Genomic DNA, 19,133 nt, shown 5'->3' on the forward strand with positions numbered 1-19,133 from the left:
CCTCATGCGTTGTTCGGCGCTCCTCTGGATACTTCACGACTGGCCGCGGGCAAGCTTGTTAGCTGTTGATTGAGGCGGTTGTCAAACAGTTCAAAAGCGCTCAAAAGCCATTCGTACCGGAATGTCGTCAGCGGTCAAACTCTCCGGCATGCTGAGCGAACATTGAACGTACCCATTGCATGACGAGACTCTTGTCGCTTCGCTCGTGCCAGATCAGCCGCGCAAAGTTTTCGCTGTATTCGCCCGGATACGGGACCGCAGCGAGATTGGGGAATTGTTTCTCAAAGGATTTCGCGGTTCGTGTCGGCAGCACCAGCGTGTACTCTGTGCCTTCGAGGAAATAGGGAGCTCCGAGAAAGTAAGGCAGCTCGATAAAGGCTTCGCCTAAGCGAGGATCGGGTACCGTAACGTCATAAATTGCCCCGCGGCTTGAATCTTGAAGCTTTACAAGAAGTCTCGGATATTTGCGGAAGTCTTCGGCTTTGAGCGTTTGTCCTGCCGCGTACGCTTTGATGAGCGGATGAGCACGGTTCATCAGTACCGATCGCTCAATGCGAAAAAGATTGAGCCCAAAAAAATGTGTCGGAAGATCCGGCAGGTTCTGCGTCGGGTAGAGCAGAAAGTCCATGCCGCCGTCAGCGAGTTTTTGAAACTGACGGCTCTCGAGCGGAAGAATTCGGAAACTTACTTTCGGTGCTTGTTCGCGAATGGCGCGCACGACTGGCGGAAGAATGCTGATGACGGAGTTGTCGGCAGCGCCGATGGTGATGGTGGCGGAGAGTTTTGCCGGCGTGAAGGATTTTTGATATTCCAGCCGCTCCATTTGGTCTAGGAGCTCTCGCACCACCGGCAGCATCATCGTGGTGGTGTCGGTAGGCGTTAATCCGCGCCAAACCCGGATGAAGAGCGGATCATTCATTTCCGTTTGGAGCTTCTTGAGCATTCGGCTCGCGGCTGCGGCAGAGAGTCCGAGATTCTGAGCCGCTTCGGTGAGTGAGCCCGTCGAAACAATTTGTGCAAGCAGTTGGAGGTGATTGATTTTCAGGTCAAGCATGGCGTCAGGTGTTTTCCGATCAATTCCGCAAAACGTAAAAGACTTGTTGAGCCATTTTACGAAAAAGAGGTTGAAAATCCGAATGGGTTAGTTCGAAAGATCTACTTAGACTGTGAACCTGTGGATGGAAGACAAAGCGCAGTGACTGCACTCCGTACTTGTTGTTTTAAGGCGCAAAACGCCGCCCTCAAACGCTCGACACCGTTGAGTTAATCCTTTCATCCTCACTTTGGCAATGCGGTTCTGTTTGGGGAATCGCTCCTTCATAGGAATTCAAATCATGAAGAACATCACGATCGGTCGCCGTTCATTCTTCCTTGGCGCCGTTGCAGCTGCTGTCAGCAGTGCGCTGCCCGCTACCGCCGCACATGCCTCTGGCGGCTCTTCGGGACCTCACGTGTCTTTCGCGACGCAGGGTCACATCGGTGAAGTGATTGTGAATCCCTACAGCATTGCTCCGCTCACGGCCATCATCCGCAACGGCGGCTATGAACTCACCGAAGCGACGGTGCGCATTGTTCCGAAACCTCAGGGTCAGGAAATTAAGTACAAGGTGAGCCGCTCTGAATTGCTCACGCATGCAGGCATTCCGGTTTTCGGTCTCTACCCGGACTACATGAATACCGTGGAAACGACTTACACCCGGAAGTTCCATGGTAAGACCGAAAAGTTCACGGACACCTACAAGATCTACGCTGCGCCCGTCTACCACGAAGTGAGCGGCTCACCGGGTCTTCATCACAATATGTTTGAGACGAAGGTCACTAAGGTTGATGCGAAGTTCTCCGACCGCCTTTATCTCGTCAACAATCTGATGCAGCAGTACGCCAAGGCCACGCGCGCAGTTTGGAACAATCCGATGGGCGGTGCGATGGAGTGGAACTTCTATCCGCAGAATGCCATTATCGACACGAAGGGCGAAGTGCGCTGGTACATGCACGTTGAACCGATCTACAACGTCGAGACCATTTATCACTCCGGCGTCATGATGGGGTTCCAGCAGGATGAGGACGGCAACCTCACCTGGGGTTACGGTCAGCGCTATGTCAAGTACGACTTGATGGGGCGTGAGATTTACAACCGCCGTCTTCCGGTCGGCTATTCTGATTTCTCGCATTCGCTCGACAATGCACAGAACGGTCATTCGTTCATCCGTGTTGCGAGCTCTGACCACCGCCGTGCCGACGGCAAGCGTGTCCATACCGTTCGCGACGTAATCGCTGAAATCGATCAGAACGGCAAGGTTGTCGATGAATGGCGTCTCTGGGAGATCCTGGATCCGTATCGTGACAACGTTATGAAGGTGCTCGACCAGGGTGCTGTCTGCCTCAACATTGATGCGTCGCAGGCCGGCAAGACGATGTCGGCAGCAGATCTTGCAAAGCTTGAAACGAGTGATAAGTTCGGCGATATCGTTGGTACGGGCGAAGGCCGCAACTGGGCGCACGTCAATTCGGTTGACTACGATCCGACCGATGACTCCATCATTATCAGCTCGCGCCATCAGTCAGCCATTATTAAGATCGGCCGCGATAAGAAGATCAAGTGGATCTTCTCCTCGCCGGAAGGCTGGCGCGACGGCTGGAAGGAAAAACTCCTCACGCCGGTGAAGGACGGTAAGCCGATCGCTTGCCATGGCTCGACCTGCGAAGGGGATTTCGACTACACGTGGACGCAGCATACGGCCTTCCGCATTGACGAGAAGTCCGATAAGCATGTGATTTACGTCACCGCCTTCGACAACGGTGATGCCCGCGGCATGGATCAGCCGGCGCTTGCCGAAATGAAGTACTCGCGTGCAGTGGTCTACCGTATTGATCAGGATAAGAAGACCATTGAGCAGGTCTGGGAATACGGCAAGGAGCGCGGCTTCCCGTGGTACAGCCCGGTGACGTCGCTCACCAAGTACTGCGCGGACAAGGATTCGATCATGGTCTATTCGGCCACTGCCGGTATGGGACGCCGTCCGTCTGAATTGAAGCCCGGCGAAAAGGCTGGCAGCGCTTCGCCCTTCATCGAAGAGTTCAAGTGGGGCGAAACCGAACCGGCCGTCGAAATCCAGCTGATCGATTCGATGGGCTATCAGGCAATGCCTGTGAGTCTTGATAAGGCCTTTAATCAGTAACTTCTGATGGATATCGGCCTCGTTGGCCGGCATCATCTCAAATCCAAACGAGGCAGGTTTGCGGATCTGCCTCGTTTTGTATTAATGCAGTTTACGAATTGCTGAATCTATCTACTCCTGAACATCGATTCTGATATTGTCCTCAGCAGTTTTCTAATGGAGACTCATTGCATGCGTCAGGTTTTCCGTATGCGGCCGTGGATTTTCCCGCCCGAACCTCAGGCAATTCAGGAAATTTTTGTCCGCTATGGTGTGATTCGCGAGTTTGCCAAAGGTGCCGTCATGGAGCACGGCGGCAAGGGAGATGCGGCCCAAGTCGGCTTTCTCACAAAAGGATTGGCCACATTCTCTTGTCTGGACGTGCAGTCGCAGACGCATATCTTCGCTTTGCTTGCTCCGGGCCGAGCCTTAGGTGACCTCGATGCACTTAACCCGCACCGCGTCGCCGTCCAAGTCGATTTCATCCGACCTTCCAGCGTCTTGATTGTTCCGCGCGCACGTTTTCTGGAGTCACTGCGTGCGTCCGTTGAAATGATGGAAATTTATGCTGACCTCGCCATCCTGAAGCAGGAGTCCGCACTGGAAGGCATGCTTGCTAACTTCACGCTTGATCTTGAGGCGCGTCTGCGAGTTTTTCTGTTGTCAGCCATAACCAGCTTCGCTGAACTGCAGCGCGGCGGCTGGAACTTATGTCCGCTCGGGCTCACCATTACGGAACTTTCGCGGATTTTGTCAGCGGACCGCAGTTGGGTGAGCACGAAGGTTAATGATTGGATAAAGCTTGGCGACGCACGAAAAGACGGCCGCAAGCTTTATCTGCACGGCCGTCTCTTTGATTCGGTTTGGGATTGGGGCTGCGGAAAACAAAACCTGCGTTCCTCTCCTGAAGGCCTCAAGGCTGAGCCCAAACCGATCGAGCACTACGCAGAACTTCGAAGAAAGCGGGCAGGACTGAGCTGAGCGGCTCAAAAGCGGATGACGCATGCCGGCAGAGTTCCCGGTCAAGCCGCCCGAAGTCAGCGCAGCGGTCGTTTGTCGCCCATATTGTTGACCGCCGCATAAAGGTCGACGGCACCCTATACCAAAAGGCCGGCCCCTAAGGTCAGCCCGGCGGTCAGCACCAAGCACCAAGCAGGCGGTACATACGGATTTGACAGGTGCGGATGTCGGCATTTTTTTAGCTCAAATTGATCCAATGAAGCGGGTTTCGTTCTGAAGTTCCGCCGTATGGGCTTAGCCGACGCTTGAACGGCAGCTCTTGATTGCTCAGCAGTGCGCAAGGTGCTGTCAGCGGCATGCCGCAAAAAAAAAAACGCCCGAATTGTTGAGTGCTCAACAACGGAGCGCTTACGGATGAAGTGAAATTTTTAGCGCGCCAAACTGAGCGTTATCAAGGATGACGGTGCTGTTGTTTTCATTGTTGTCAGCTTGGCAGCTCTTTTTTATTCATGACTTGCAGACCTGTCGGTTGGCGAGCATTGCAGAGGTTCATTCGAAGGATGTTGATTGTCTCTCGACGCACTTTGTCGCCGCACTTGCTGCCGGATTTCTCTGCACAACAGTTTGCGGTCCGGCCATTGCACTATATCTTTCTCTCAGACCGTAAATACTCTCGGTCACGAGACTTGGTCTATTTTCGACGAGTCTCAGGTTGACCATGTGATTGAAAATGGCGCCCAACTCACGAAGCTGAAGAAGAAAATCAAACCGCATTGAATGCGGTTGAAAAAACGGGTCTCTAAAACATTTTCCTCTCCTTCAGTTCATATCCAGCGACTCCATGGATTCCTCCGCTGAAGGTTCTTTTCCGCCGACCTCTCGGAAATTTTCGAGTTGTCGGCGGTTTTTCTTCCATTTCTTTTGAGCGTATTTCAGCATTCCATGACCACTATTCGTCGTCAGCGTTTTAAGCACATCATCGGCCGCACAGTACTGCTCATCTTCGGCATGTTTCTTGCCGCTTTCGGCATCGCCTGTACGACAAGGGCAGGATTAGGCACGACGCCGATCAGCACAGTTCCCTATACGGCCTCTGCGATAACAGGGCTGTCGTTTGGCACCTGTACGGTGATACTCAACTTCTTTTTCGTTGCTGGGCAGATTGTGGTGCTGCGCAGCCGGTATTCGACATTTAATCTGCTGCAAATTCCAATTGGTTTCATCTTCGGCGCTTTCATTGATCTGTCAATGCATCTCATAGGCAATGTTCAGATGCCGAATTGGTTTTTGGCGGCAATGCTTTCTCTCTTTGGAAATCTCATTCTGGCACTCGGCACTGTCATTCAGATTCGCTCCAAAACGATTGTCCAGCCAGGAGAAGGTTTTGTGATTGCCATTGCGGCACTTGTGAAGTCTTCATTCGGATCAATGAAAATTGCCAATGATATTTCTCTCACAGCAGTTGCAGCGCTGATGGCATTGCTTGAGATGGGTCATTTGATCGGTATTCGAGAGGGAACGCTGGCTTCGGCGCTGATGATCGGACTTTTTGCCAAATGGATTGACCAGCTGATCAATCGGCGTGCAGTTAAAGTTCAGCCTGCTGAACCGCACGAAGTGCCGCTCGATACCGCAGTGCCGACCGGCATCGAGAAGCCTGCTGAAGTGTCAATGACGGAAGCCAAGCAGGAAGCGGCGAGTTAAGCATCAAACGCTAAGATGATTGACTGCGCTCCTATGGTTTGGGCGGCTGCGCAAGAAACGGTACGGCTCTGCCGAGCTTAAGCCGTACCGTTCTGAGAGGGGACTTTTCTATTGTTTTAGATGAGAATTCCCAGTTCTTTTTTGAACCTTGCAACAATCGGAGCCATCTTTTCAGGATTAGCCATAAGGGATGGATCAACCAAAATCTCTGCTTGTTCCTGCGTCATAAGTCCCATCGCGACAACAGCGTCCTTCACATTGCAGCGGTGCTTTTCACAGTAATGGGCGACTTCAACGCCTTGGGGATATCCAAAGGTCGCTGCGACTACCGTCGAGAGGGCAATGGAACTTTCGGCTTCTTCTTTGCAGCGAGATTCGTTGGCGGTGATGCCTTCGACGCAGTCGCGGCGCAGGATCACGATTTCTTCACCAACGAGCTGGAGATTTTCAAAGAGGCATTTGTAGAACGTAGCGTCCCAAACATTCAGGTCGAGTTCACCCTCATCAATAGCCATCGTGATGGCGACATCATTGCCGCAGACCTGATGTCCGATCTGGATGACCATTTCAGGCACGGTTGGGTTGATTTTTCCCGGCATGATGGAGCTGCCCGGAGCACAAGCGGGAAGGTTGATTTCCATCCAGCCTGCCCGCGGACCGGAGCTCATAAGCCGCAGATCCTTGCAGATCTTAGAGAGTGTGGCGGCAATGGTTTTCACGGCGCCGGAAACGGTGAGAATAAAGTCTGAATTCTGGAAGCCGTCAAAAAGGTTGGGATTGGGCCTGACAGATTCGCCCAGTTCGGCTGAAATTGCCTTATAAAAGGCCTCCATGTAACCCGGTTGGGCTCCGAGACCGGTGCCGACGGCGTTGCCGCCCATGATCAGTTCAAAGCAGCCCGGGCGCAGAGCCTTCAGTGCTCGTGCCTGACGCCGAATCGCAGAAGCAAACCCAGAAAATTCCTGTCCAAGGGTCACTGGCAGCGCGTCTTGCCAGCAGGTACGTCCGACTTTGACGATGTGTTCGAAGGCCTTCGCTTTTGCCTCGAAGGCGTCGGCGAGCTTTTCGGCTTCGCAAACAATTTTGTCAAGCCGCGGTGCAATCGCCAGGTGCGTTGCGGAAGGAATCGTATCGTTAGTGGACTGCGCCATGTTGACATGGGTATTGGGATGAACCATGTCCTGTCCTTTGTGACCGGTGAGCATTTCATTTGCCAGATTGCCGATCACTTCATTGACATTCATATTGACGCATGTGTAGCCGCCGCCTTGCCACATGTCGAGCGGAAATTCCTTTTCGTATCCGCCGGCGATCACCTTGCCGCAGGCTTCGGAAATCGCTTGGGCGATTTCAGGCTTCATAGCGCCGATTTCGGCATTCGCTTTGGCACAGGCCTTTTTGATTTGGCACAGTGCTTTGTGCATGTCAGGATAGGCAACGACAGGAAAGCCTGCTGCTCCCGATACTTTCATGTTGCGGATGGTTTGAATGCCGTAATAGCGGTCGTTGGGAATTTCCATTTCGCCCAAGCAATCGCGTTCGATTCGCATATTGGTCATTTTCGAAAAACTCCTGTAGAAAACAAGATGAGCGGGTTATTCCGGGTATGTCAGAGCAGCATGCGAGCCAGCATTAAGCCGAAAGGCACCGCGGCTGCAAGACTGATGCACCCAGGAATGAAGAAAGGGTGATTGATGACAAACGAACCGTTCCAGCGGCGGCCCATGAAGGAACCCGTGTCGTCGCACGAAATTGCAAAGGCCGTTGTCGGGTAAACGTTCGTGATGTAGAGAGCAGAGCAGGCAACGAAGGAGCCCACGATGGTGGCGGCGTCAACACCCAGACTTGCCGCAACGGGACAGATCAAGGCAGCGGTTGATCCCTGACTGAAGAGGACGGAAGACGCCAAGAAGAACACCACGGCCAAGAGATACGGATACTGCTCGAGGAGTGCTACTGCAGATTCCTTGACCTCCGGGAGATGCGCATTGATGATGGTGGAGGAAAACCACACAATGCCGAGTACGACGATCAGGCTTTCGGCTCCGCTTTTAAAGATGGGGGCGTCTTTGATCGTGGCGAGATCCACTTTGCAAAAGAGGTACATCAGCCAAGCACAGAACATCATGATCATGACGATGAGGTCCCGGCTGCTGAGCGTGTGACCAATTTGATTTTTAAAGAGCAGCAAAAGAACAATGACCGATACGCCGCTCAAAAAGATCATCACGGATAGTTTTGCTTCGTGAGTTGTAGGCTTCGCTTTTTCTTCCTTGGACTGCATGGAGACCAGTCCTTTTTTCAGCCGTTCCAGAAAGATCGGGTCTTCGGAAAGTTCTGTTTTGCCCTGCAGACTCGAGATGACCGCACAGATGGCGGCGGCGAATGCACTAGTCGTGATGATGACAAGCAGTACTGCAGCGAAAGAAACATGCATCGGTTCGACCACTGCAAACATCGCTGCGGTAGCGGCAGAAATGGGGCTCGCGGTACACGCTATTTGGCTTGCTATGACACTGCTCGTCAGGGGCTGGGCAGGTCGAACATTATTTTCCTTGGCCACTTCCTGAATGACGTTTAAAACGCTCATTGCCATGTAGCCCGTACCGCCCAAAGTCGTCAGCATGAAGCAGACAGCCGGTGCAAGTGCGTTGATGTATTTCGGATTGTTCCGCAGCAGTTTCTCGGCGCATTTCACCATGAACGCAAGGCCGCCGGCGCGCTGCATGACGCTGATGGCCAATATGACGGTCATGATGATGAGCATGACGTCTACCGGAATGAATCCGGGTTTTAGCCCGAAAACGGCAGTTGCGGCGATCATGCCGACAGCGCCGGCCATACCGACACCGATGCCTCCGAGTTTGGCGCTGTAGGCGATGATGCCTACGAGCAGTAAAATTTCTAGCCAAAGCATTTGATTGCTCCTCTGGTTGTCAAGAAAATGGGCATTCTTAAAGCGCACCCAATAGAGAAAGTTGATTTGGAGACAGCAATTCAAGAGTGCTTAGCTCGTTCCACCAACGTGCGGCAGTTTCGCTGCCGGCAATAGGACTGACGCAGGATGAAAACTTCGCTTTTCGATCGCTTTCCGAAAGCGGTTTTTCGGGATTGCCTTTAGCGAGATCGTTGGCCAGGCATACGACGCCGGATTTGGTTTTTATGCGAATTCGAACGGGCGCTGTGCCGATGAACCCCAACTTGGCTAGGTCGGGATCTATTTCCATCGTCATCTTCTTCATGAGAGCTTGAATTCGAGCATCTTGCACTTTGTCGTCAGTGAATTCCTCAATGCCGGTTCTTTGGTAGACAAGACGAGATGCCAGAGCAAATTCCATAGAAAACTTTGCTTCAACTGCATTTCGCGGGCAGTGACTGATCAGTTCTCGAGGACCGAGAAGACTGACCCCCAGGTGTACAGCTTCAATATCGTCCAGTTTGGGGTGCACTTTATCTACCCACTCTCCCCAAACGTCTAAAGCGGGATGCGTGCCGGAGCAGCAGGGATATTGTTTGAAAACGAGTCCGTTTTCCATTAAGTCCCAACGGCTGCCTAAATCGACGGTGCATTTTTCTCTTGGAAGGCGGACGGCAAAGCATGCCGCATAGCCGTCCGAAGCTTCAAGAGCGTCGTCTTTGCCGGTGATCCCTGCCGCTGCGAGCTCAACGGCCATCATTCCGTGCAGATTGGAGAGCCCTGCGTGGATTGCTTTGGTTTGTGAACCAAAGTTGGCACGAATGCCTGAAGCAAGACTGGCTGCTATCGCCAAGGCATTGCTCGTCGTTGACACATCTGTTTTCAGAAGCCAGGCTGCTGCTGCGGCTGCTCCGAACACGCCGTTGGCTAAAGTGGTGTGCCAACCGTGCTCAGAGAGCTCGGGCATTGTCCAACGTGCGATCTGATGTGCACACTCCGCTCCGACAACATATGCAGTCAGAAATTCACGTCCGGAGAGTCCTTGAGCAACGGCAAGGGACAAAGCGGTCGGTGCAATTCCAACCGTTGGATGACCAATGGTGGTCCAGCTTACATCATCAAAATCGAGTGCATGAGCCGCCGTGCCGTTGAGGAATGCAGCAGTTCGAGGACTGAAACGTACCGAGCGTCCAAGCTGCTGTACGCAAGTGCCTGCTCTTTCGTTTTGTGCGGCATACAGAGCCGCATTTCTCACCACGGACGTACCGGATCCGGCTGCGGCAACCGCAACAAAATCCGCCAGAGCTGCACGCGCCGCGGCTATTTCACCGTCCGGAAGATCCGGAAAGTCAGCGGAGACTACCCATCGTGCTATGGCTGAAAGAAGTGTCGGTTGATTCATGCTTTGTGTCTCACAAGACCTAGAGATGCTTTCTGAATGAACGACGGTATCGTTGCGCGGAAGCTCTTCGAGAACCATCAAATGAAGTAAAACTAAAAATGTGGTTTAGACTCTCTGCAGAAGGAGGGCAGCAGCATGGGTATCCGGAACTTAGGATCCTTAGAAGTTTTTGTGGCCTTGGCAGATACTCAAAGTTTCACTGAAGCTGCCAAGCGCTTGGGAATGACGACATCGGCCGCTTCTCAGGCGCTCAAGGCCTTGGAAGAAGAGTTAGCGGTTGCGTTGATCAGCCGAAAAAGCCGCCCGGTAATGCTTACGGGAGCGGGGCGTAATTTGCTCGACGGTGCGAGAGCACTGCTTCGGGATGCTCGAGAGTTGGAAACGGCGGTTACGGCATCTTCACCAATCCTCCCGCTTTTGCGGCTTGGGCTGGCTGAGAGCGTCAGCTGTACGGTCGGGGCAGATATCGTGGGAGCGCTTTTTCCCTGCACGAAGCAATTGTCGGTACGCACGGCCATGGCACTGCAGCTGAGCGAACAGTTTAAAAACGGCGATTTCGACTTGCTGATTTCACCGGTGAGCTTCCCGGATATGGATGGAGTGACGGAAGAGGCGGTCGTTGCTGAATCTTTCTTCCTTGTGACGCCCGCATCAAATACGAGGACCGTTTCGACGCCGGCGGATCTTCTTCAGCTTGCGCGCGATTTGCCTTATTTTTCCTATACGACAGCGGCAAGCGACAAGCTGATTTCAGAACGTATTCTGCGCAGTGCCGGGATCTCGCCGCAGCGAAGCGTCTTAGTAGAGTCTTCGACAACTATGATGGGTCTTGTCGCTCAGGGACTCGGCTGGGCATTGCTTCTGCCGTCCAATATTTGGATGGGACGAGATTTTTGCGCCGACCTGCGTTTCACTCAATTGCCTTTCGTCTCCGCGCAGAGACGGCAGTATGCGGCAATTCGGTCTCGAGGATTCAGCCGGGCAGCCAATCAGGCAGTCGAGGCTCTCCAAAATGGCTTGAGGAAACGCGTTATTCCTCAGCTCGCCAATATCTATCCTATGCTGGCCGAAGGCATGACGATCTTATGATCTTCATTTAAGCATCACTAAATCTGTGATGCGCTTTAAGTCCGCTGTCTTTTTTCGTTGGTGAGGCGAGGCATCCATAAGACGTTTGGTCTTTGGATGCCCGGTTTCAAATCACCGGTCAAGCGGACAGGTGATGCAGTCCTTTTATTTTTGCAATGCCCAGGGACAGGCCAGACGTTCGAGAAGACCAATGCCCGCGTAAAGCGCAACGCCCAGCACGCACATGCCGAGAATCCCGACGAACATACCGTCCATATCGCCCAGTCCCCAGGCATTCATGATGTACCATCCCAGACCGGCATCGGTAGCAAAACTTTCTGCGAGAAAGAGTACGGCAACAGCGGTGCTGGAAGCGGCCTTCAAAGCCATGAAGAGTGAAGGAAGCGCCGCGGGAATGTAGACGTGAAGAACGCGCTCAGCAGTGCTTGCGCCCATTGAACGCATGGCAAGTTCATAGGAAGGATTGAGTGCCAGAGCCGATTCGCGCACGATTACCAGGATCTGATAACCCGTAGCCAGCGCAATCAGCAGAATGCGCGACGAGTCGCCCAGCCCAAGGATGGTAAAGAAAACGGGCAGCAGCACGATTTTCGGAAGCGGCAGCGTGATGAAGGTTACCGGTGCGCCCAGCCAATCAGCGGCTTTGCTGTGTCCCAAAAGGACGCCGAGCGGAAAGGAAACCACAATGGCGAGTGCGAGCGCGGAGAGGAGCCGGTAGAGACTCAGACCGATGTGACCGATGAATTCCGGATCTTTGAGGGCATCCCAGAAGCCGCCGAGCGCCCGCAGGGGATCGGGCAGAATGTCCGATCCTAAAGTGACGCTTCCGAGCTGCCAAAGCAGCAAAACAGCAACAGAGCCGCAAAAGTAGCGAATAAAGATGGAGGCTTTCATCAGGCGGCACTCCCAGCAGGATCACAAGACGCGGCATTGTGCGCGGCGCACTGCCGCAGCACATTGTGAATGTGGTATACAGATTCGACAAACTCTGGCGAATCGCGGTCCGCACATTGTTCGGACGAGCGCCAGGCCGGGTTGGCGTAATGCTCGAGCAGTCTCGAGGGGCCCGCTCCCAGCAGAAGAATATCCGAAGCAAGGAATGCCGCTTCACCAATGTCGTGTGTCACGAAAATCATGGTGGTGGGCCGACGGCGGCGCATGCCGGCCAAAAAGTCTTGAAGGCGTTCGCGGCGCAGTGCATCCAGTGCGGAGAACGGTTCATCCATAAAGAGCACTGCAGGCTGCGCGATCAGCGCGCGACCCAGTGCGAGGCGCTGACGCTGACCGCCGGAAAGCGTTGCCGGCCAACGGTTTTCAAGTCCGCTCAAACCCAATTCTTCAATCATGGCTGCCGCGCGGTCGGCGCAGTCGGCTGCCGGGATTTTATGCTGCGAGAGCAGAAGCGGGAGCGTCAGATTTTTCTGCACCGTTTTCCAAGGGAGCAGTCCAAGCTGCTGCCAGACGAAGCTCGAATTCGGGTGCTTGAGCACGCTGCCTTGCGCATCACGCCAAGACAACTCACCGCCGAGCGCCGGCAGGAGACCTGCCAGCGTCGTCAGCAGCGTACTTTTGCCGCAGCCGGATTCGCCGACAATGGCAAGCGAGGAACCAGCCGGCACAGAAAATGTCAGCTGTTTAAGCAGCGTCTTGCCATTATGGCCAATGGCAAGATCCTTGACATTGAGCTCTGCTGCGCAGGTTCGGGCTTCAGGAGCAATGGTCATTTTTTATAGCCTACAGATGGTTCCTGTGATGTCGGGTGCCTGGTTAAGGATGCCGACTTTAACCAGCCAGTCAGCCGCCTCCTGAACGAGCGTATCGGTTGGGAGCGGCGGCAGTCCGTCCGGCGTTGCGAACCCAGAGAATTTGGGAAGTTTATAGGTGTTTGCAACAGCCGGCGGCACAAGACCCTTCTTTGAAAGGATGGGAACGTATTTCTGCGGGTCCTGATCAATCGCCTTGGCAGCTTTGGCCAGTGCTGCACGGAAGGGCAGCACGAAGTCAGGCGTGAGATAGGGCGTTGTGAGCGCAACTTCGGAGAGCGGCTCATTGAGCTGACGGTCATCCCAAATGACGCGTCCGCCTTTTGACTCAATGAGGGTAAGAAGCGGCTCGTAAAAGAGGGCCGTCTGCATTTTCCCGGTGAGCAGCATCTGCAGCCGGATCGGAATCTGAGCGACTTCGATTTGGTCGAGCGTCTTTTCGGGCAGATTGACGGCATTTTTCATGCGGTAAATCATCCAATCGATAATGGTGCCGCGGCTGCGCGTTGAACTCACGCCCGTGAGGCCCTTCAAGACTTCAATGGAAGTGATTTGATCGGCGAACTTTGGTGATACGGCAAAGCCGAAGGCGCGCTGCGCAGGCGAAGTGTGCCAGGTCGTCGCGGCAAGCGAGAGACCAATGCCGTTTGCTCTTTGCGCAATCGTGCCGAGAATGTTGGCGTACTGGCCAATGATTTTTTCTGCACGGATGGCCGCAGTCATTTCAACGCTGCTTTTGAAAGGCAGAATTTCGATGTTGAGACCTTCAGACTTGAAGATGCCGTCAGCTTCAGCCGCATAGAGAATCAGCGCGTCAATGGCCGGCAGTGCCGCAATACGGAGTGTTTTCGAGCCGACGGCAGCCGCGCGAACGGGTTTGGGCGTCAATGCTGCGCCCGCAGTGAGCAGTGCTGCGGAACCCGCGGCAGTAAGCAGCCGGCGGCGGCTGATGGTCTGCGCTGAAGCGGGCAGGACGGCTGCCGGCGCGGCAGGTTTGATGGTGGTGGCGGGCATGGTCAATCCCCTTAAAAAAAGAAACGGTTGTTTGACAATACCTGCCGGAATGTATTCGGGAGGCTGTAAACTCATTGACCTATGAGGTATTGCCGAACAGTGCCTCTTTCCGGGTGTAGCCGGCCGAACCGCGTCAGCACCAGCCATGGTCTGACGGAACAGCAAATCTATAATTTATCAGCTAAGGCCGGCCTAGTCATTTGCCGAAGCCTTCTTCACCTTTGATCGGATTTTTCACAGCCATGTCATTCACCTGGGAATGGGCGCTCGCCATATTTGTTTTTCTGTTCGCGAACTTATTCCTTGGGGTGCAGCTTCTGAAGCTCTTTTGGCCCTTGAGAATGCTCAAACTCACGGCCAAAATGCGTAAAGAAGCCGTGGATCCGCAATCCTGGCTTGGTCTTGTGGCAGACGAAAATGCGGTTCGGGCTGCTCTGCCGATTCGCGAAGCAATCTTTCTGCTGCAAAAGGGAACGCTCTCCAAAGACGAGGTGAAGTACCGCAAACTGTGGTTGCGCAGCTGGGTCTATACGATTGCAACACTGGTGTTGGTTTATGTGCAGCCACAGTTGGCGAGCGGCAGTGAAGCGGCCATGTCGCTCACATTGGTACTGTGCCAGTCGCTCGCAGCCTATGCTCAGGGACTGCTGATCAAAGCATTGGCGGACTTCCGCAGAACTCGAATCCAAAAGGTTCTGGATGCAGGGGCGAGCAGCTCGGCTGAGACCGATCATGGGGAGCAATCTGAATCGGGAGTGCTCAATCATGATTCAAAACCGACTGATGCGGATGCAGCGAAAGCCGAATCGGCCGGAGCGCTTGATCAGGCCGACCGCGAGGGGCGTCCGGAAGATTCTCGGCGTCCATAAAAAGAGCCGCCGTTCCTTCTCATCCTGAAATCATCAATTATGAGGACTATCACTAATGGCTCGGATGTTTAATCCCCCGCACCCGGGGAGAATGGTTGCAGAAACTTTAGAGTATCTCGGAATCAGTGCCAGGGAGTTTGCTCGTCATATCGGCGTGGCTCCCAGTACTGTCACTCGCATCATCAAAGAAAAAAGTCCGATAACTCCGGAAATGGCTGTTCGAATTTCTGCGGCTATTTCTGGACCGAGCCCCGAGGCATGGCTTGCCATGCAGGCGGATTACGACGCTTGGCAAGCTGAACATTCAATTGATATCTCCCATATAACCCGTATATCAGAGCCTAAAAAGAATCATCTTCAAGTTGCTTTTCCTGTGTAAAGAAATTTGTGGCATGTCGTGAGAATATAGGGCTTCAGAAATGAAACCCTTTTTCTTCTCATACTCGGCGGCAACTGGCGCCGCTCTGATAGGTGCTAGTCGACCGCGCGGCATAGAGTACGGTCGCGAAATCCGCTGCTACGAAGATCAGCATCCAGATCAGGAACGGCATCATGTCTACGAAAGCGAAAGAGATAGCCGCTCCGAAGATGCCTGCAACGGCAATTAGGACGCGCTTGGCACCCCGCAGCAAAAAGTCGTGTAAGAGCACAATCATCATCTCCTCCTCTTTTTCCTTCGCTCGACCGCGCCCAAAGTGCGGACGGCCGAAAGCGCGATTTCGGGCCCTTTCATCTGAAGAAGCGGGTTCCGGCGCACCCGTCTGGCGCGCCGGACCTTTCGAGCGCTAAGCCCTGCCTCCTTCGCTGCTCGCGCTGAAAGCCGACCGTAGTCCACCTCGCCGACCGCAGCTTTCAGCTGTGCAAGCATGCTTCGGTAGATGCTCGAATGCTTTGCATGCGCCAGTATCGAAAGAGCGCTTTCAAAGCGCTTCCGGCGCAGGGAGCGCTGAAAGTTCCGCACACTGCGCCGGCGCAGATGTCAACAGTCAGCTAAGCTGCCCCCCCCCCCCCTAGCGGACAAATTTTGCCCCCTACAGTTATGCCACTCAGGTTTTAATTCCTTGGCAGCTTGTAGGTTATTGGTTAAGCAATTATTTAGCTTGTGTTCTTTCAGTCTGTAGCTGTCGACATTGATTGCAATGGCAGTGCAGTGATACATCAAACGTTCGATGATTGCGGTTGCAGCCTACGCATGAGTGGACCCCACCATTACGAAAAAGCAGCGCGATATGCTCGCGCTGCTTGGCTTAGAGAATCCGCCCCGGGTCCTGAAAAATTAGGGACCAATTATCCGGGAGTTCCGGTCTCATCAGAACGGCGGCTCATATGCTTTCAGCAGGCGCTGAGCGGCAGTCAAGCGCTTAGACGCCTTGCTTCCATTTTGATCAAAACAGAACGTCGAAGCATTCGAGGTGCGGGTGCTCAACATACATCTCGCGGTTCGCCACACCCGTCGCGTGCGACTTGCGGAAATGTTCAGACTTCGTCCAGGCGAGGAATTTTTCCTTGTTTTCCCAGACGGCATAAGAGGAAAAGAGCACATAGCCTTCTTCCTTGCTGTCAAGGCGGAAGAACTTGAATTCGAGGAACCCGTCCACATCCTTGGTGCGGACACCGGCATCCTTCCAAACCTGAATATAGGCATCGGCGAATTCCGGCTTGATTTTGAAGCGGTTCATTGTTACGTACATGATCGAACGTCCTGTGGTAGAGGTGAAAGGGCTGGATGCCCTTTAAAGTTGGCCATATCCTACAGGTCGTTTGCCGCAGAACGAAGAGACTGCAACAATGCGAATCATTTCCAACAATCTGAAATAGCAATTCGATAGTTAACCTCTATTTTATTGATACAATTCAACGGTGCACTTCGGCACAGCGTCCAGGCCGTTGATTCAGTGATTCGATGGTTGAAACTGGGTATAGGAAGCGCGGGCAGCCACTTCCGATGCTGTCATGGTGCGTGCACCCTTAGCCCGCATTTCATTCAAGATGTCGGTTTCCTGCCCGACAGCAATGGCTGCGCAGGCATCCGGAATGACAATGGTTTCATAACCGGCTTGAAGTGCGTCAAGCACACCAAACTTGACGCAGTAATCGAGAGCGAGCCCGCAGACGAAAACCCGGTGAATGTTTAAGTTCTTTAAGAACCCGTCGAGGCCCGTCGGGGTTTTGCCGTCAGCTTCTATAAATGCGGAATAACTGTCGAGCGCCGCATTCATGCCTTTGCGGAGGATGAGTCTGGCGGGCGAGGTGTCAAAATCAGGCGGAAAGGCAGCGCCCTGTGAACCCGCGACGCAGTGATCAGGCCACAGCGTCTGCCGGCCATATGAAAGCGCAATGCTTTCAAAGGGTTTGCGGCCGGGATGGCTGGATGCAAAAGACACATGATCGGCAGGGTGCCAGTCCTGCGTCAGCACAACTGCACGCCAATTCGGCAGCGTCATCAAACCGCGGATGGGGTCAATGACTCGGTCGCCTCCCGGAACGGCAAGGGCGCCGCCCGGCAGGAAATCGTTTTGAAGGTCGATGACAAGAAGGGCGTCCTGACACATGAATGAATCTCTGTCTGAGGAATGGCTGTCAGCAATCTTCTGTTTGCTTTGCGATCAAGTCGGCAGTGCTTCCGTGTCTGCAGCGGCCGGCTCAATGAACATGTCCTCATCGGTAAACCCGGCTTCCTTGGCTTTGATGTACCAGGCAGGACGCTTGCCGCGGCCGGTCCAAGTCTCCGGTCCGTCCGGATTTTGGAACTTAGGTGCCCCGACATTCTTAATCACGGGTTTGGCTTGACGGCCATCCTTGCCGAAGTTGAGTTCAGATGCACTGAATTCAAAGGTTTCGATCAAACGCAGGCATTCCTGAAGCGCTTGTTCGCGCAGCTGACCCCATTCTTCTTCGAGTTCACGCTGCTTCTGGCGGTGATTGGCAACTTTGTTGAGGATTTCGTCCGTGGTCATGCTTTAGCTCGATGCAAGAGGTTGATGATCAGGAAATTTTACGCGTGAAATTCCACCGAGAATACCTGAAAGCCTGTTCAGTTATACGGGAAAACGCTAGGTAATAGACGAATTACGCTGTAAACGCATAAGGAGACTTGAAACAGCGGGTCTCCTTGATTTTTTCAGGCCGAAAATCAGAAAATGCAAAATAGATATGTGTAAATACATCTTGTTTAAACCTCATATAGTGTAAAATAGATGTGTTAACATCAATTGATGTAATGGAGATTGAGATGATTAAAGTGAATGACATTTTAGAACTTAATTCAATTGAATATAGAGTCATTCAGCTATTTGGATGTTTAGCTCTCATCCTTCCAATGAAAGGTCAGTCAGTGGATCTAATCAGTATGGATGCAGATGAGCTGAATGATGGCATTTTAAAAGGAACGGTCCTTCTCAAAAAGGATGCTTGGATTGACATTCAGTACAGAAAGCTAACAGATGTCATGCTGAAGACTGCTAAAGAGAACTATGAACTAATTAAGCCTATTATCAGTACGCCTGATCTCTATAAATTAAATGGCCGAAAGAGATTAGTGCAAGCTTATTCAAAGGGGGATAAGCACTTAGAAAGAAGAATGAATATGTTGATTGGAAACTACTGGCGAAGAGGACAAAGCATATATTCACTAGTGCCTGACTATGGCAAGAACACTGGCAGGACATCGAGCGGCGCTAAACGAGGAAGGAAAGGGAAATCGGATAGTGAAGGTGCAGCACTGACAGATGAGTTATTGAGTAATATGGAAAAGGCAAGTATTAAGTATCGAGATAGCGATGGAGAATTGACTTTACGAGAGGTTTATGAATGGATGTGTATTAATATTAATAAGGGTGATGATGATCGTACTCATTCCAGTGCTGAGCAAATGAATGACGAAGATACTGCAGCTGACTCCAAAGCATCCATACCAACCTATCATCAATTCTATTATTACTATCGTACTCGATACGGCACGCTTTCTAATAAATGATGGCGAATGAACTTAGTCGTATATGACTCACAAACTAAATTGCATATTGAATCTGTTCAGAATAACATCATGCGGAATATGAACAAAACTAAATTGCATGTATCAGGTCTGAGTAGCGTCATTCAATAATGGATTTAGGTATTCATTTCGCCCAAATTATTACGCCATATAATTGCAGTTATCGTGCATAATGTGGCTGGAATTCGTGTGAACGAAAAAGTTCGGTGCGCCTGTCGGGGGCGAGTGACGACTGACGGCGTCTGAGCAGCATTTCGGGTTAT

The 19,133-nt window shown here is 52.7% G+C and carries 18 protein-coding genes; 7 read left to right on the forward strand and 11 right to left on the reverse strand.

From position 1 onward, the window contains the following. Nucleotides 1-127: 127 nt before the first annotated feature. Nucleotides 128-1,054 (reverse strand): LysR family transcriptional regulator, encoded by a 927-nt coding sequence (locus tag DES29_RS01010; RefSeq protein WP_021995231.1) that lies wholly within the window; start codon nt 1,052-1,054, stop codon nt 128-130. 280 nt (nt 1,055-1,334) lie between these two features. On the opposite strand from DES29_RS01010, the gene DES29_RS01015 reads away from it, so the two are divergent. The 3 genes from DES29_RS01015 to DES29_RS01030 all read left to right on the forward strand — a co-directional run bounded on the left by DES29_RS01015 (nt 1,335) and on the right by DES29_RS01030 (nt 5,822). Then, nucleotides 1,335-3,179 carry an aryl-sulfate sulfotransferase gene (locus DES29_RS01015; RefSeq protein WP_016474292.1) on the forward strand — a complete coding sequence of 615 codons (1,845 nt, stop codon included), beginning with the start codon at nt 1,335-1,337 and terminating at the stop codon, nt 3,177-3,179. Nucleotides 3,180-3,350: 171 nt separating this feature from the next. Next, nucleotides 3,351-4,139 carry a Crp/Fnr family transcriptional regulator gene (locus DES29_RS01020; protein ID WP_021995080.1) on the forward strand — a complete coding sequence of 263 codons (789 nt, stop codon included), beginning with the start codon at nt 3,351-3,353 and terminating at the stop codon, nt 4,137-4,139. Between the two features lie 921 nt (nt 4,140-5,060). Next, nucleotides 5,061-5,822, forward strand: coding sequence for a YczE/YyaS/YitT family protein (locus DES29_RS01030; protein ID WP_016474294.1), 762 nt, complete (start codon nt 5,061-5,063; stop codon nt 5,820-5,822). A 116-nt stretch (nt 5,823-5,938) separates the two neighbouring features. On the opposite strand, the gene DES29_RS01035 is transcribed toward DES29_RS01030, so the two are convergent. Genes DES29_RS01035 through DES29_RS01045 form a run of 3 tightly spaced genes read right to left on the reverse strand, consistent with a single transcriptional unit; the run spans nt 5,939 to nt 10,141 of the window. Further along, nucleotides 5,939-7,381: an aspartate ammonia-lyase gene (locus DES29_RS01035; protein ID WP_021995621.1), complete on the reverse strand. Its 1,443-nt coding sequence runs from the start codon at nt 7,379-7,381 to the stop codon at nt 5,939-5,941. A 50-nt stretch (nt 7,382-7,431) separates the two neighbouring features. Then, entirely contained in the window at nt 7,432-8,739 is a 1,308-nt protein-coding gene (locus DES29_RS01040; protein ID WP_021995620.1) for an anaerobic C4-dicarboxylate transporter, read from the reverse strand. A gap of 37 nt (nt 8,740-8,776) precedes the next feature. Beyond that, a complete protein-coding gene (locus tag DES29_RS01045) occupies nt 8,777-10,141 on the reverse strand; it encodes an MmgE/PrpD family protein (RefSeq protein WP_113854315.1) in 1,365 nt (454 codons plus the stop codon). Between the two features lie 135 nt (nt 10,142-10,276). Between DES29_RS01045 and DES29_RS01050 the strand changes: the two genes are divergently transcribed. Further along, nucleotides 10,277-11,230, forward strand: coding sequence for a LysR family transcriptional regulator (locus DES29_RS01050; protein WP_113854316.1), 954 nt, complete (start codon nt 10,277-10,279; stop codon nt 11,228-11,230). 144 nt (nt 11,231-11,374) lie between these two features. Here the strand turns inward: DES29_RS01050 and DES29_RS01055 are convergent, their stop codons facing one another. Genes DES29_RS01055 through DES29_RS01065 form a run of 3 tightly spaced genes read right to left on the reverse strand, consistent with a single transcriptional unit; the run spans nt 11,375 to nt 14,007 of the window. Beyond that, nucleotides 11,375-12,124 (reverse strand): ABC transporter permease, encoded by a 750-nt coding sequence (locus DES29_RS01055; RefSeq protein ID WP_021995616.1) that lies wholly within the window; start codon nt 12,122-12,124, stop codon nt 11,375-11,377. Next, complete coding sequence (locus tag DES29_RS01060) at nt 12,124-12,954, reverse strand: ABC transporter ATP-binding protein (protein WP_113854317.1); 831 nt, start codon at nt 12,952-12,954, stop codon at nt 12,124-12,126. The genes DES29_RS01055 and DES29_RS01060 overlap by 1 nt, the downstream gene beginning before the upstream one ends. Before the next feature lie 3 nt (nt 12,955-12,957). After that, nucleotides 12,958-14,007, reverse strand: coding sequence for an ABC transporter substrate-binding protein (locus DES29_RS01065; RefSeq protein WP_016474300.1), 1,050 nt, complete (start codon nt 14,005-14,007; stop codon nt 12,958-12,960). Between the two features lie 242 nt (nt 14,008-14,249). On the opposite strand from DES29_RS01065, the gene DES29_RS01070 reads away from it, so the two are divergent. Together DES29_RS01070 and DES29_RS01075 are read left to right on the forward strand one after the other, a co-directional pair. Beyond that, nucleotides 14,250-14,876: a hypothetical protein gene (locus DES29_RS01070; protein WP_016474301.1), complete on the forward strand. Its 627-nt coding sequence runs from the start codon at nt 14,250-14,252 to the stop codon at nt 14,874-14,876. Between the two features lie 64 nt (nt 14,877-14,940). After that, on the forward strand, nt 14,941-15,255 hold the full coding sequence (locus tag DES29_RS01075) for a HigA family addiction module antitoxin (RefSeq protein ID WP_277342673.1): 315 nt from the start codon (nt 14,941-14,943) through the stop codon (nt 15,253-15,255). 58 nt (nt 15,256-15,313) lie between these two features. Here the strand turns inward: DES29_RS01075 and DES29_RS01080 are convergent, their stop codons facing one another. The 4 genes from DES29_RS01080 to DES29_RS01105 form a co-directional block, all read right to left on the reverse strand. Further along, entirely contained in the window at nt 15,314-15,535 is a 222-nt protein-coding gene (locus DES29_RS01080) for a hypothetical protein (protein ID WP_147145834.1), read from the reverse strand. 726 nt (nt 15,536-16,261) lie between these two features. Then, nucleotides 16,262-16,567, reverse strand: a complete 306-nt coding sequence (locus tag DES29_RS01095; protein WP_016474304.1) for an antibiotic biosynthesis monooxygenase family protein — start codon at nt 16,565-16,567, stop codon at nt 16,262-16,264. Between the two features lie 201 nt (nt 16,568-16,768). Further along, a complete protein-coding gene (gene pncA, locus DES29_RS01100; RefSeq protein ID WP_016474305.1) occupies nt 16,769-17,428 on the reverse strand; it encodes a bifunctional nicotinamidase/pyrazinamidase in 660 nt (219 codons plus the stop codon). 54 nt (nt 17,429-17,482) lie between these two features. Next, nucleotides 17,483-17,833 (reverse strand): H-NS histone family protein, encoded by a 351-nt coding sequence (locus DES29_RS01105; RefSeq protein ID WP_016474306.1) that lies wholly within the window; start codon nt 17,831-17,833, stop codon nt 17,483-17,485. Between the two features lie 275 nt (nt 17,834-18,108). Here DES29_RS01105 and DES29_RS01110 point away from each other — a divergent pair, with 275 nt between their 5' ends. Beyond that, nucleotides 18,109-18,852, forward strand: coding sequence for a hypothetical protein (locus DES29_RS01110; protein ID WP_113854319.1), 744 nt, complete (start codon nt 18,109-18,111; stop codon nt 18,850-18,852). The last annotated feature ends 281 nt before the right edge of the window (nt 18,853-19,133 follow it).

It is taken from the genome of Sutterella wadsworthensis (genome assembly GCF_003315195.1).
Taxonomy (GTDB): Bacteria; Pseudomonadota; Gammaproteobacteria; order Burkholderiales; family Burkholderiaceae_F; genus Sutterella; species Sutterella wadsworthensis.